Origin of the sequence: Pseudomonas sp. RIT-PI-q (assembly GCF_001297125.1) — a bacterium.
In the GTDB taxonomy this organism is placed as follows: domain Bacteria; phylum Pseudomonadota; class Gammaproteobacteria; order Pseudomonadales; family Pseudomonadaceae; genus Aquipseudomonas.
Window position 1 is genome coordinate 135,532 of sequence record NZ_LHPC01000039.1, and the last position, 14,580, is coordinate 150,111.

Genomic DNA, 14,580 nt, shown 5'->3' on the forward strand with positions numbered 1-14,580 from the left:
AAAAATCCGAGCGTCGCGTACGGTTTAGAAACGTCGTAAATCGAGAGTGAACGGTAGCTCGTCGTTCATTTCGAGAATCGGTATAGGAAGTTTCCCAGGGGTGTGTCCGATACGGAAGAAACGCGCCATTCGCCGACTCTCGGCCTCATTGGCGTTCACCGGCAGACTGTCGTAGTTGCGCCCGCCCGGATGGGCGACGTGGTACTGACAGCCGCCCAGCGAGCGTCCCATCCAGGTGTCGAGCAGGTCGAACACCAGTGGCGCATGCACCGGTATCGTCGGTTGCAGGCAGTTGGCTGGTTGCCAGGCGCGGAAACGCACACCGGCGACAAATTCGCCGACTCGCCCGGTCGGCTGCAATGGCACCGGAATGCCGTTGCAGGTCAGCAAATAACGCTGCGGCGCCAGGCCGGAGAGTTTGACCTGCAAGCGTTCCAGGGACGAGTCGACGTAACGCACCGTGCCACCGACGGCGCCCTCCTCGCCCAACACGTGCCAAGGCTCGAGCGCCTGACGCACTTCCAGTTCGATGCCGCTGACCGCGTAATCGCCGACCTTGGGAAAACGGAACTCCAGATGCGCCGCAAACCACTCGGCCCGCAGCGGATAACCGGCCGCGTTGAGGTCGACGATGACGTCGGCGAAATCCTGCTCGATAAAGTGCGGCAACAGGAAGCGGTCGTGCAGTTCAGTGCCCCAGCGCGCCAGTTTTGGCGGCGCATAAGGCTCGCGCCAGAAGCGCGCGACCAACGCCCGCAACAACAATTGCTGAGCCAGGCTCATGCGTGCGTGGGGCGGCATCTCGAACGCTCGCAACTCCAGCAATCCAAGGCGCCCGGTGGCGCCATCCGGCGAGTAGAGCTTGTCGATGCAGAACTCGGCGCGGTGCGTGTTGCCGGTGACGTCGATCAGCAGGTTACGCAGCAGCCGATCCACCAGCCATGGCGCGCACTCCTCGCCTGGCTCGGGCATTTGCGCAAAGGCGATTTCCAGCTCGTACAGCGCATCGTTACGCGCTTCATCGACGCGTGGCGCCTGGGACGTCGGGCCGATGAACAGTCCGGAAAACAGGTAGGACAAAGACGGGTGGTTATGCCAGTAACTGATCAGGCTGCGCAGCAGATCGGGACGCCGTAGAAACGGTGAGTCAGCCGGCGTCGCGCCACCCAGTACGAAATGGTTGCCGCCGCCGGTGCCGGTGTGCCGGCCATCGATCATGAATTTCTCGGTGGTCAGTCGTGTCTGGCGCGCTTCTTCGTAGAGAAATTCCGTGCGTTCGACCAGTTCGTCCCACGTCGCGGACGGCTGAACGTTGACCTCGATCACGCCCGGATCAGGCGTGATACGGAAATTGCTCAGGCGCGGATCGCTCGGCGGCTCGTAGCCCTCCAGCAACACCGGGCAATGCAATTCTTCGGCAGTGGCCTCGATCGCGCTGACCAGTTCCAGATAATCCTCGACCCGCTCCAGTGGTGGCATGAACAGGTACAACCGGCCTTCCCGCGCCTCGGCACAGAACGCCGTGCGGGTTAGCCAGTCGGCGGATTCGTCGATCTTCGGTGCACGCTCCTCGGCAACCGCTGCGGCGCCTTGGCTCTGCAGTTGCGCCGTGCCCGGCAGTGCAGGGAACTCCTGATTCGGGTCCACTGGGTGAATGAACGGGTACTCCGCCGCTTTCACCCAAGGCTGCGAGCCGAGCGGCAAGCGATAGCCCAAGGGCGAATCCCCCGGCACCAATCGGCAATGCTCTTCACGCAGATACCAGCGGCCGCTCTGCCATTGATCACCTTTGGCGGTGCGCGCCAGCGGCAAGACCTGGCCGATCACCTTGTCGAGGCCCTGACTGAAGACTTTGCGCAGGCGTGCACGCTCCAGCGGTTCTTCCAGACGCGAGTCTTCGGCGCTGACGTTTTGTGGCAAGGTGCCTTCGCGCCAGAGGTAATAGAAATTGTCTTCGTAGGCCGGGAACACAAACCGCGTGGGAATTTTCAGGCGCTCGGCGACACTCGCCAGAAAACGCCCGGCCAGCTCACCGTTGGCACCGTAGTCTTCGTGCTCATCGGCGATCAGCGCACTGTTGTGCCAGATCGGCACGCCATCGCGGCGCCAGTAGCCATTCAGCGACCAGCGCGGCAGTTGCTCGCCGGGATACCACTTGCCCTGGCCGAAATGCACCAGGCCTTTGGGCGCGTAGTGCTTGCGCATGCGCTGGAACAGTTCGGCGGACAGACGACGTTTGTCCGGTCCGAGGGCTGCGGTGTTCCACTCGGCGCCGTCCGGGTCATCGATGGACACGAACGTCGGCTCGCCGCCCATGGTCAGGCGCACATCGCCTTCCAGCAAGTCGGCATCGATCTGCCGGCCCAAGGCCTGGATCGCCAGCCACTGGTCTTCGGTGTAGGGCTTGGTGACTCGCGGCGCTTCCCAGATCCGCTCCACGGACATTTCGTGGGTGAACTCGCACTCGCACGGTTCCACCAGGCCGCTGATCGGTGCCGCAGAGGACGGATCGGGACTGCACGCCAACGGAATGTGTCCTTCACCGGCAAACAGCCCTGACGTCGCGTCCAGGCCGATCCAGCCTGCGCCGGGCAAATAGACCTCGCACCAGGCGTGCAGGTCGGTGAAGTCCACCTCAGTGCCTGACGGGCCATCGAGGCTTTTGACGTCGGCGGTGAGTTGAATCAGGTAGCCGGAGACGAAACGCGCTGCCAGACCGAGGTTGCGCAGCAATTGCACCAGCAACCACGCCGAATCGCGGCATGAACCGGAGGCATGTTCGAGGGTGTGTTCGGGCGTCTGCACGCCCGGTTCCATACGAATCAGGTAGCCGATGTCTTCGCTCAGGCGCTGATTGAGCGCGACGAGAAAATCCACACTCGGCAGCGGCGTACGGTCGATGCCTTCCAGATACGCCTGGAACTTCGGCGTCAGCGGCAAGGTTTCCAGATACGGCGCCAGCTCTTTGCGCTCATCTGCGGCGTAGGCGAAAGGGATCTTTTCGGCGTAGGGCTCGAGGAAGAAGTCGAACGGATTGAAGACCGCCATCTCCGCCAGCAGATCGACTTCGATCCGCAGTTCAGAAGTTTTCTCCGGGAATACCAGACGCGCCAGGTAGTTGCCCTGGGGGTCTTGCTGCCAGTTGATGAAATGCTGCTCGGGCGAGACTTTCAGCGCATAGGACAAAATCCGCGTGCGACTGTGGGCCGCCGGGCGCAGGCGAACGATCTGCGGACCGAGCTCGACGGCGCGGTCGTAGCGGTAATGCGTGACGTGGTGCAATGCGACATGTATCGACACGGCGTGCCTCCTGCGAGCCTTAAGCGTATTCGAAAGCGCGCAAGACTTATGCCATCCAGCAGGGCTGGCGCTTTCACAGATTTGCTTAGGGCAGTACAGCACCAAAATCGGGCGATGCAGGAATTTGATTTGGGACGATTGCACGAATATGTGGCGAGCGCATGATCTGCCACTGCACAGGCTCCCTGTAGGAGCTGGCTTGCCAGCGAAGCTTTTGGCGGCAAGACGGACGCCTTCGCTGGCAAGCCAGCTCCTACAAAAGCCTGTTCCTTCAATGATGGTCCGCAGAATGCAAAACGCCAACCCGAAGGTTGGCGTGCACGCCCTCCTGTAGGAGCTGGCTTGCCAGCGAAGCTTTTGGCGGCAAGACGGACGCCTTCGCTGGCAAGCCAGCTCCTACAAAAGCAACCTCATCGACCCCGAAATGCAAAACGCCAACCCGAAGGTTGGTGTGCACGCCCTCCTGTAGGAGCTGGCTTGCCAGCGAAGCTTTGGCGGCAGGAAGGACGCCTTCGCTGGCAAGCCAGCGCCTACAAAAGCCTGTGCCTTCATTGATGGTCCGCAGAATGCAAAACGCCAACCCGAAGGTTGGCGCGCACGCCCTCCTGTAGGAGCTGGCTTGCCAGCGAAGCTTTGGCGGCAGGACGGACGCCTTCGCTGGCAAGCCAGCTCCTACAAAAGCCTGTTCCTTCATTGATGGTCCGCAGAATGCAAAACGCCAACCCAAAGTTGGTGTGCACGCCCTCCTGTAGGAGCTGGCTTGCCAGCGAAGCTTTTGGCGGCAGGAAGGATGCCTTCGCTGGCAAGCCAGCTCCTACAAAAGCCTGTGCCTTCATTAATGGTCCGCAGAATGCAGAACGCCAACCCGAAGGTTGGCGTTCTGTTCAGCTCAAGCGAGGCTTAGCGTGGCACGACCGGCTTGCGCGCAGGTTTTGGGCCTTTGCCTTTGGCTGCGTCCTTGCGCTCCTTGGCCGCCTGCTGGTTGCGGGCGAATGCCGCCGCCTTGGCCTGTTCACGCTTGTCCCACGGATTGCCGCCATCACTGGCGCGCGGTGGCAGGCCGGTGTGCTGGGTCAGGATCTTGGTGGTCTTCTCACCGGCCACTTTATGGCTGCCAGCCGGCGTCGAGTTCTTGCGACGGGCGCTCTGGTAGCTGTCAGTCGCCGGCTGATGCAGCGGGATCAACTGGGTCTTGCCCGGCCCGATCAGGTCGGCGCGGCCCATGCGGGTCAGCGCTTCACGCAGCATCGGCCAGCCTTTCGGGTCGTGATAACGCAAGAACGCCTTGTGCAGGCGACGCTGCTCTTCGCTCTTGACGATGGTCACGGCGTCGCTCTTGTAAGTCACCTTACGCAGCGGGTTCTTGCCCGAGTGGTACATCGCGGTGGCGGTGGCCATCGGCGACGGGTAGAACGCCTGCACCTGGTCGGCACGGAAACCATTGCCCTTGAGCCACAGGGCCAGGTTCATCATGTCTTCGTCGGTGGTGCCCGGGTGGGCGGCGATGAAGTACGGAATCAGGTACTGCTCTTTGCCGGCTTCCTTGGAGTATTTCTCGAACATGCGCTTGAACTTGTCATAGCTGCCGATGCCCGGTTTCATCATCTGATTGAGCGGACCTTCCTCGGTGTGTTCCGGGGCGATCTTCAGGTAACCACCGACGTGGTGGGTCACCAGCTCTTTGACGTACTCCGGCGACTCGACCGCGAGGTCGTAGCGCAGGCCGGACGCGATCAGAATCTTCTTCACACCCGGCAAGGCACGGGCGCTGCGATACAACTGGATCAGCGACGAGTGATCGGTGTTCAGGTTCGGGCAGATACCAGGGAACACGCACGAAGGCTTGCGGCACGCGGATTCGATTTCCGGGCTCTTGCAAGCGATGCGGTACATGTTCGCGGTCGGGCCGCCGAGGTCGGAAATGACGCCGGTGAAGCCTGGGACCTTGTCGCGGATCTCTTCGATCTCGCGAATGATCGACTCTTCGGAACGGTTCTGGATGATCCGGCCTTCGTGCTCGGTGATCGAGCAGAAGGTGCAGCCGCCGAAGCAGCCACGCATGATGTTCACCGAGAAACGGATCATGTCGTAGGCCGGAATCTTTTCCTTGCCATACGCCGGGTGCGGAATGCGCGCATAGGGCATGCCGAACACGTAGTCCATTTCTTCGGTGGTCATCGGAATCGGCGGCGGGTTGAACCAGACGTCGACTTCGCCATGCTTCTGTACCAGCGCACGGGCGTTGCCCGGGTTGGTTTCCAGGTGCAGCACGCGGTTGGCGTGGGCATACAGAACGGCGTCGCCACGAACTTTCTCAACCGACGGCAGACGAATCACAGTCTTGTCGCGGGTCATTTTCGGACTGGCCAGAATCTGCACGACCTTGGCTTCGCTCGGGTCTTCAACCGGGCCCTTTTCCTGCTCGATGGCGCAGGCCTGGGTGTCCTGGGTGTTCACGTACGGGTTGATGATCTTGTCGACCTTGCCCGGACGGTCGATACGCGTGGAGTCGACTTCGTACCAGTCTTTGGGCGTGTCACGACGAATGAACGCGGTGCCGCGCACATCGGTGATGTCTTCGATCTTGTGCCCATAGGACAGGCGCTGGGCGACTTCGACGATCGCACGCTCGGCGTTGCCGTAGAGCAAAATGTCGGCGCAGGCGTCGATCAGGATCGAGTTGCGCACCCGGTCCTGCCAGTAATCGTAGTGGGCGATGCGGCGCAGGGAGGCTTCGATGCCACCGAGGACAATCGGCACGTTCTTGTAGGCTTCCTTGCAGCGCTGGCTGTAAACCAGGCTCGCGCGGTCCGGACGTTTGCCCGCCAGGCCACCGGGGGTGTAGGCGTCATCGGAACGGATTTTTTTGTCGGCGGTGTAGCGGTTGATCATCGAGTCCATGTTGCCGGCCGCGACGCCGAAGAACAGGTTCGGCTCACCGAGCTTCATGAAGTCGTCTTTGGACTGCCAGTTTGGCTGGGCAATGATCCCGACGCGGAAGCCTTGCGACTCCAGCAGCCGGCCAATGATTGCCATGCCAAACGATGGGTGGTCGACGTACGCATCACCGGTGACGATGATGATGTCGCATGAATCCCAGCCAAGCTGATCCATCTCCTCCCTGCTCATCGGCAGGAATGGCGCTGGACCGAAACATTCGGCCCAGTACTTGGGATAGTCAAATAACGGCTTGGCTGTTTGCATGACGATGACCGGTGTTGAGATGAAAAATCGCGGGCGCGGAATATAGCACAAAAAATAACCAATTCCGACGGCTATGGTCGGAAATTGGTGGCGACCCCATTCGCGGGCAAGCCTCGCTCCTACAGGTCATGTGTTGTTCGCGCAATCGTGGTTCAACACATGACCTGTAGGAGCGAGGCTTGCCCGCGAAGAGGCCGGCCCAGACGCCGAATAACTTACTCGTCGTCGAAATTGTAGCTACCCGGCGCCAGGTTTTCGAAACGGGTGTACTTACCGATGAACGCCAGTCGCGACGTACCGATCGGGCCGTTCCGCTGCTTGCCGATGATGATCTCGGCGATGCCCTTATGCTCGGTTTCCGGGTGATACACCTCATCCCGGTACACAAACATGATGACGTCAGCATCCTGCTCGATCGCTCCGGATTCCCGGAGGTCGGAGTTGATCGGGCGTTTGTTCGGCCGTTGCTCCAGGGAGCGGTTGAGCTGGGACAGCGCCACCACCGGGCAGTTGAATTCCTTGGCCAGGGCCTTCAAGGAACGGGAGATTTCGGAAATCTCGTTGGTCCGGTTATCGCCGCCAGAACCCGGGATCTGCATCAACTGCAGGTAGTCGATCATGATCAGAGCAATGTCGCCATGCTCACGCACCAGGCGTCGGGTCCGCGCGCGCATTTCCGACGGGCTGATACCCGCCGTATCGTCGATGAACAGCTTGCGGTCGTTGAGCAGGTTGACCGCCGAGGTCAGACGCGGCCAATCGTCGTCGTCGAGGCGACCGGCACGGACCTTGGTCTGGTCGATCCGGCCGAGGGACGACAACATACGCATGATCAGCGATTCGCCTGGCATCTCCAGCGAGTAGACCAGTACGCACTTGTCGCTGCGCAGCACGGCGTTTTCCACCAGGTTCATCGCAAAGGTGGTTTTACCCATGGACGGACGGCCGGCGACGATGATCAGGTCGGACGGTTGCAGGCCACTGGTCATCCCGTCGAGGTCGGTGTAGCCGGTGGACAGGCCGGTAATGGCGTTGTCGGTGTTGAACAAGGTGTCGATGCGATCAATGGCCTTGGTCAGCAGGTCATTCACACTCACCGGGCCGCCGGTTTTTGGCCGGGCCTCGGCGATCTGGAAGATCTGCCGCTCGGCTTCGTCGAGAATCTCTTCCGCGGTGCGGCCTTCAGGGTTGAAGGCGCTGTCGGCGATCTCGGTAGCGATGCCAATCAGTTGCCGCAGGGTCGCCCGCGCGCGAACGATTTGCGCATAAGCCTTGATGTTGGCGACAGACGGCGTGTTTTTCGCCAGTTCACCGAGGTAACCAAGACCACCGACTTGCGAGGTCTGACCTTCTTTGTCCAATTGCTCGGCAAGGGTCACGACGTCGATCGGTGAGTTCCGGTCGGCCAGTTTGGCGATCGCGCGGAAGATCAAACGGTGGTCATGCCGATAGAAATCGCCGTCCGAGACTTGATCGAGCACGCGTTCCCAGGCGTTGTTGTCCAGCATCAGACCACCGAGCACGGCCTGTTCGGCCTCGATGGAATGCGGAGGCACCTTCAGGGAAGCGGTTTGCAGGTCATATTGCTCAGGAGCGGAGATATCGTTCATGGCCACTTGGAATTAGAGGTGAAAATCAGGAACTGCAGAAAGACAAAGGGCACGACCTGTAAACAGGATCGTGCCCGATGTTACCGGCAAGCACCCGAGGGTGCCAGCCGACAAGTGCTGCTTAAGCTGCTACCACGACAACGCGTACGGTGGCTTCAACTTCGGCGTGCAGGTGCACGGCTACGTCGAATTCGCCTACGTTGCGGATGGTGCCGTTCGGCAGACGAACTTCGCTTTTTGCAACTTCAACGCCAGAGGCGGTCAGTGCATCAGCGATGTCGTGAGTACCGATCGAACCGAACAGCTTGCCTTCGTCACCAGCGGTGGCAGTGATAGTCACTTCCAGCTCAGCCAGTTGGGCGGCACGGCTTTCAGCCGAAGTTTTACGATCAGCTGCAGCTTTTTCCAGCTCAGCGCGACGCTCTTCGAACGCAGCCAGGTTGGCAGCGGTCGCAGCGGTAGCTTTGCCGTATGGCAGCAGGTAGTTACGACCGTAACCAGCCTTAACGTTCACTTTGTCACCCAGGTTGCCCAGGTTGGTGACTTTTTCCAGAAGGATCAGTTGCATGTGAAAATCCTCTTAACTTTTAACCTTCACCGTTCGCGCTATCGGCATCTTTCGGTGCCGAACGACCGCGAAAATCAATCAGGCTGTCGACGATGGCCAAGACCACCAGCAACGGATAGATCAGCTGCATAAACAGCAACAGCGTGACGTACAACCCCACCAGCCAGAACCTGGCCAGTCGCTTTTGCGCCACCAGCCCATGAATCAGGGCCAGCCCGGCGAATACCAGCGGTACACTGCACAACGGCGTCAACATGGCCATCTGTGGACCGATATTCGGCCCCAGAAGCATGAACGCCAGCAGCAACATCGCCGGCCCCAGCGGGAATCGGATGGCGCGAAACTCGCGACCAAAACCACCCGGGTTGTACAACAACGCCTGCCAGTAGCGCCCGACAATCAGGCTCAGCACACTGACGATTTGCAACAAGGCCGCAATCAGGCCGGTCAGGACCGGTGCAATCAGGGACGCAAAATGCGCTTGCTCGTCTGCCGACAACTTCTCGTAGACATCACCGAGTAGCGACGGCATGACTTTTATCAACGCCTGCGCCAGCATCTCGATTTGGGGACCAAAAGCCATCCCCAGCACCACTGAAAACACCACTCCCATCGCTATGCTGACCAGCAGCACGCGGTTCCAGGACTCACTTGCGCGCAAAACCAACGCAAGGCTCCAAGACCCCAGCAACACCAGAAGTGAGCGTGGGTCATCGGCGTAAAGCCACCAGATCAATGCCGGCAGCAGTCCCAGAGCAAGAACGCTCGAGGCGTCCTTCAATCCGCGCCGCAGGAGCACGAAGCATCCAGCGGCAGCACCCAACCAATACAACAACGGCAATGCTGCGCATCCAGCCACTACCAGAGTGGCCTGCATACGGCCGCGCATGATGAACTCAGCTAAGGCACGCATGCTTTCAATCCTTTGCTACGTGTCGACTGCCCGGTCTCAGCGGCCGTGGCTGTCGGTGTAGGCCAGCAGGGCCAGGAAGCGGGCGCGCTTGATAGCGGTGGCCAGCTGACGCTGATAACGTGCTTTAGTACCGGTGATACGGCTTGGAACGATTTTGCCGGTCTCGGATACATAGGCTTTCAGAGTGTTGAGATCTTTGTAATCGATCTCTTTCACGTCTTCAGCGGTGAAGCGGCAGAATTTACGACGACGGAAGAAACGTGCCATGTAATAGGCTCCTCAAAAGGTCCGTGGATTACTCGTCAGCGTTATCGCTGTTGTCGCTGTCATCACTATCAGCGCTTTCAGCGCCTTCGTGCTCAGGACGGTCGCGACGCTCACGGCGCTCACTGCGGTTTTCTTCAGCCTTGAGCATCTCGGATTGGCCGGTAACGGCTTCTTCGCGACGGATGACCAGGTTACGGATCACTGCATCGTTGTAGCGGAAGTTGTCTTCCAGCTCGGCCAGGGCCTTGCCAGTGCATTCAACGTTCAGCATCACGTAGTGAGCCTTGTGAACATTGTTGATTGCGTAGGCCAGTTGACGACGGCCCCAATCTTCCAGACGGTGGATTTTGCCGCCGTCTTCTTCGATCAGCTTGGTGTAACGCTCAACCATGCCGCCGACTTGCTCGCTTTGATCCGGGTGGACCAAAAAGATGATTTCGTAATGACGCATGAATGCTCCTTACGGGTTGTAGCCTGCCGCTCAAAAGCGGTCAGACAAGGAGTGAATGACACTTATGGACTTGCTTGCGATAGACACATGCGTGCCTGCCGTCACAGCAAGGGGCGCAATTGTAGAGAAGGGACAGGAGAGGTGCAAGGCAATTGGTGATTATTTGAACAACCACCAATCCTCATCCACACACAAAACACTGTGGGAGCGGGCTTGCTCGCGAAGAGGGCATAACATTCAACATTGATACTGAATGTTAAACCGCCTTCGCTGGCAAGCCAGCTCCTACAGGGAGGTGTTCTATCAGGTTTTTTTGGTGGCGGCTTTGACGCTGCGTTGGCGCTGGGCCTCGAACAGGCACACGCCAGTTGCCACGGAAACATTGAGACTGCTGACGCTGCCGGTCATCGGCAGGTGCACCAGATAGTCGCAAAGGTCGCGAGTCAGGCGGCGCATGCCGCTGCCTTCGGCGCCCATGATCAGGATGGTAGGCCCGGTCATGTCTTGCTGATACAGACTCTGCTCAGCCTCGCCCGCCGTACCGACGACCCACAAGCCACGCTGCTTGAGCTTTTCCAAGGTGCGCGCCAGGTTGGTCACGGCCACCAAGGGAATCACTTCCGCCGCGCCACAGGCCACTTTTCGTACCGTCGGGGTCAGGGTGGCTGACTTGTCCTTCGGCACGATCACCGCCAACGCACCGGCCGCATCGGCCGAACGCAGGCAAGCACCGAGGTTGTGCGGATCGGTCACGCCGTCGAGCACCAGCAGCAGCGGTGCGCCTTCGGTGCGATCGAGCAGCTCATCGAGCATCGCCTCGCCCCAGACCTGGCTCGGACTCACGTCCGCGACCACGCCTTGGTGCACGCCTTCAACCCACGCATCCAGTTCACGACGCTCGGCGTTGCCGACGGCGACGCGATTTTCGTTCGCCAGCGCGATCAGCGTTTGCACGCGAGGATCGCTGCGGCCTTCGGCCAGCCAGATCTGCTTGACGCGCTTAGGGTGATGACGCAGCAACGCCTCTACCGCGTGTACGCCGTAGATTTTTTCCAGATTACTCATGACTTGGCCTTAGGTTTACGCACCCCGCCGCTTTTGGCGGCTGGAGCAGAACCCGCTTTTGGCGGGCCTTTACGGTGTTTGCTCGGTTTTGCTGGCTTGCCGCCGGGAGCCTTGTCAGGCGCCGACCGTCCGGTCTTTCCCCCAGACGCCGCTTTACCGCCGCTTTTCGCTTCAGACAACAACGCCTGCTTCAATTCACGGCTTTTGCGCAGCTCGGCATTTTTCGCCGCCGCATCGCTCGGGCGATAGGCTTCGACAGCTTTTTCCTTGGCAGGACGACGACCGGTTTTCGCCGGTGCCGGCTCTGCGGCTGTTTTTGCAGCAGCAGGTGCAGCGGTTTCAGTCCCGCGTTTCTTACGACCGATCGGCGCGCTGATGGTTTTTTCGGCCATCTCGAAGTCGATCTTGCGCTCGTCGAGGTCAACGCGCATCACGCGCACTTCAACGGTATCGCCAAGACGGAAACTGCGACCGGTACGCTCACCGGCCAGGCGGTGATGCACAGGGTCGAAGTGGTAGTAATCGCCCGGCAGCGCGGTGACGTGCACCAGGCCTTCGACGTAGATATCAGTCAGCTCGACGAACAGGCCAAAACCGGTCACGGCAGTGATCACACCCGGGAACGACTCGCCCACGCGGTCTTTCATGAACTCGCACTTGAGCCAGTTCACGACGTCGCGGGTCGCTTCGTCGGCACGGCGCTCGCTCATCGAGCACTGTTCGCCGAGTTGCTCCAGAGCCGCTTCGTCGTACGGGTAGATGCGCGCTTTCGGAATGGTCATCGCGCCGGCACGACGAACGTGCGGCGTGTCTTGCTTGGAATGGATGACGCTGCGGATCGCCCGGTGCGTGAGCAAGTCCGGGTAGCGGCGGATCGGCGAGGTGAAGTGGGTATAGGCTTCGTAATTCAGGCCGAAGTGGCCCTGGTTATCGGCGCTATAAACCGCTTGGCTCAACGAACGCAGCATGACGGTCTGGATCAGGTGGAAATCCGGACGGTCCTTGATGCTCGCCAGCAATGCCTGGTAATCCTTCGGCGACGGGCCGTCCTTGCCTTTGTGCAGGGACAGGCCGAGCTCACCGAGGAAGGCGCGCAGTTTTTCCAGACGCTCCGGCGGCGGGCCATCGTGGACGCGATACAGCGCAGGGATTTCGTGCTTTTTCAGGAATTCGGCGGTGGCCACGTTGGCCGCCAGCATGCATTCCTCGATCAGCTTGTGCGCATCGTTACGAACGGTCGGACGGATTTCGGCAATCTTGCGCTCGGTGCCGAAGATGATCCGGGTTTCCTGCGTTTCGAAATCGATCGCGCCACGCACATGACGGGCCGCCAGCAGAACCTTGTACAGCGCATAGAGCTGCTTGAGGTGCGGCAGAACGTCGTTGTACTCACCACGAAGCTGACGCGCCTCGGTGAGTTTCGGCGTTTCCAGCATCGCGCTGACTTTGTTGTAGGTCAGGCGGGCGTGGGAGTGAATCACCGCTTCGTAGAAGCAGTAGTCGGTCATCTCGCCGGATTTGGAGATGGTCATCTCGCAAACCATGGCCAGGCGATCGACGTGCGGGTTCAGCGAGCACAGGCCGTTGGACAGTTGCTCAGGCAGCATCGGCACGACGCGCTCGGGGAAGTACACCGAGTTGCCGCGGACCTGGGATTCGTTGTCCAGGGCCGAACCGATCTTCACGTAGCTGGAGACGTCGGCAATGGCCACGTACAACTTCCAGCCGCCGGAGAACAGGCGCAGTTTGCCCGGCTTGGCTTCGCAGTAGACCGCGTCATCGAAGTCGCGAGCGTCTTCACCGTCGATGGTCACGAACGGCAAGTGACGCAGGTCGATGCGTTTCTCTTTGTCTTTCTCTTCGACTTCCGGCTTGAGCTTGGCGGCTTCTTTCAAGACCGCTTCAGGCCAGACGTGAGGAATGTCGTAGGTGCGCAGGGCGACATCGATTTCCATGCCCGGCGCCATGTAGTTACCCACGACTTCAACCACGTCGCCTTGCGGCTGGAAGCGTGGCGTCGGCCAGTGAGTGATCTTCACTTCGACGAATTGACCGATCTGCGCGTTGGCGTTGCGACCCGGCGTCACCAGCACTTCTTGCTGGATCTTCGGATTATCCGCAACGACGAAGCCGATACCGCCTTCTTCGAAGTAGCGGCCGACGATGGTCTCGTGGGCACGGGACACCACTTCGACGATCATGCCTTCGCGGCGACCGCGACGGTCGAGGCCGGAAACACGGGCCAGGGCACGGTCGCCATCGAACACCAGGCGCATTTGCGCCGGGCTCATGAACAGATCGTCACTGCCGTCGTCCGGGACCAGGAAGCCGAAGCCGTCACGGTGACCGCTGATACGGCCCAGGATCAGGTCGAGCTTGTCCACCGGCGCATAGGTGCCGCGACGGGTGTAGATGAGTTGAGCGTCGCGCTCCATGGCGCGCAGGCGGCGGCGCAGGGCTTCGATCTGGTCTTCTGTGGTCAGACCAAACTCTTCGACCAGCTGCTCGCGGTTAGCAGGCGAACCCCGATCAGCAAGGTGCTGAAGGATCAGTTCGCGGCTAGGAATAGGGTTTTCATATTTTTCCGCTTCACGAGCGGCCTCGGGATCGAGGGACTGCCAATCGGCCATTAGAGAGTTTTCACCTTGTCTATATGCGGGTTAGTTTGGCATAGGCGTAATGAAACGGGAAATTTCAGGCTATGACAGCCTGTCTAAAGCCCTTTATCGACACCGCAAAGCTTACTTGAATGCCATTTGTAATATTTTTCAGGTTTTTTTAATGCCAGGGGTTTACAGTTAAAAACACGCTCCGTATAGTGCGCGCCATCGACGACGCACTAGCGCTGCCGATACTGCCCAGATGGTGAAATTGGTAGACACGCCAGCTTCAGGTGCTGGTGACCGCAAGGTCGTGGAAGTTCGAGTCTTCTTCTGGGCACCAATTTCGAGCTTGAGATTAGATCAATTTCAAGGCTCGCACAAAAACCCGCGAAAGCGGGTTTTTTGCATTCTAAGCTTCTGATTTATTAAAACTAAATCAGGGGTTTACAGATCAAAGAGCTCTCCGTATAGTGCGCCACATCAACAGCGGCAACGCTGAAGATTATGCCCAGATGGTGAAATTGGTAGACACGCCAGCTTCAGGTGCTGGTGACCGCAAGGTCGTGGAAGTTCGAGTCTTCTTCTGGGCACCAATTCAA

At 59.7% G+C, this 14,580-nt stretch carries 9 protein-coding genes and 2 tRNA genes; 2 read left to right on the forward strand and 9 right to left on the reverse strand.

The features are described from left to right. Nucleotides 1-24: 24 nt before the first annotated feature. The 9 genes from AEQ67_RS21295 to rnr all read right to left on the reverse strand — a co-directional run bounded on the left by AEQ67_RS21295 (nucleotide 25) and on the right by rnr (nucleotide 14,008). The gene (locus AEQ67_RS21295) at nucleotides 25-3,300 is read right to left on the reverse strand and encodes a transglutaminase family protein (RefSeq protein ID WP_059405800.1); all 3,276 of its coding nucleotides are present in this window, start codon (nucleotides 3,298-3,300) and stop codon (nucleotides 25-27) included. A 900-nt stretch (nucleotides 3,301-4,200) separates the two neighbouring features. Next, nucleotides 4,201-6,504: a YgiQ family radical SAM protein gene (locus AEQ67_RS21305; RefSeq protein WP_059405802.1), complete on the reverse strand. Its 2,304-nt coding sequence runs from the start codon at nucleotides 6,502-6,504 to the stop codon at nucleotides 4,201-4,203. Nucleotides 6,505-6,719: 215 nt separating this feature from the next. Then, entirely contained in the window at nucleotides 6,720-8,114 is a 1,395-nt protein-coding gene (gene dnaB, locus AEQ67_RS21310; RefSeq protein ID WP_059405803.1) for a replicative DNA helicase, read from the reverse strand. 121 nt (nucleotides 8,115-8,235) lie between these two features. After that, nucleotides 8,236-8,682 (reverse strand): 50S ribosomal protein L9, encoded by a 447-nt coding sequence (rplI, locus tag AEQ67_RS21315; protein ID WP_003197251.1) that lies wholly within the window; start codon nucleotides 8,680-8,682, stop codon nucleotides 8,236-8,238. Between the two features lie 19 nt (nucleotides 8,683-8,701). Further along, entirely contained in the window at nucleotides 8,702-9,595 is an 894-nt protein-coding gene (locus AEQ67_RS21320) for a hypothetical protein (RefSeq protein ID WP_059405804.1), read from the reverse strand. Nucleotides 9,596-9,631: 36 nt separating this feature from the next. After that, nucleotides 9,632-9,862 (reverse strand): 30S ribosomal protein S18, encoded by a 231-nt coding sequence (gene rpsR, locus AEQ67_RS21325; RefSeq protein ID WP_002551829.1) that lies wholly within the window; start codon nucleotides 9,860-9,862, stop codon nucleotides 9,632-9,634. Nucleotides 9,863-9,890: 28 nt separating this feature from the next. Continuing rightward, nucleotides 9,891-10,313: a 30S ribosomal protein S6 gene (gene rpsF, locus AEQ67_RS21330; RefSeq protein ID WP_003217491.1), complete on the reverse strand. Its 423-nt coding sequence runs from the start codon at nucleotides 10,311-10,313 to the stop codon at nucleotides 9,891-9,893. 303 nt (nucleotides 10,314-10,616) lie between these two features. Further along, entirely contained in the window at nucleotides 10,617-11,378 is a 762-nt protein-coding gene (gene rlmB, locus AEQ67_RS21335; RefSeq protein WP_059405805.1) for a 23S rRNA (guanosine(2251)-2'-O)-methyltransferase RlmB, read from the reverse strand. After that, nucleotides 11,375-14,008, reverse strand: coding sequence for a ribonuclease R (gene rnr / locus AEQ67_RS21340; protein WP_059405806.1), 2,634 nt, complete (start codon nucleotides 14,006-14,008; stop codon nucleotides 11,375-11,377). Before rnr ends, rlmB begins: the two co-directional genes overlap by 4 nt. A 226-nt stretch (nucleotides 14,009-14,234) precedes the next feature. Between rnr and AEQ67_RS21345 the strand changes: the two genes are divergently transcribed. Together AEQ67_RS21345 and AEQ67_RS21350 are read left to right on the forward strand one after the other, a co-directional pair. Continuing rightward, nucleotides 14,235-14,321, forward strand: a tRNA-Leu gene (locus tag AEQ67_RS21345). 166 nt (nucleotides 14,322-14,487) lie between these two features. Next, nucleotides 14,488-14,574 (forward strand) — tRNA-Leu (locus tag AEQ67_RS21350). Nucleotides 14,575-14,580: the final 6 nt, after the last annotated feature.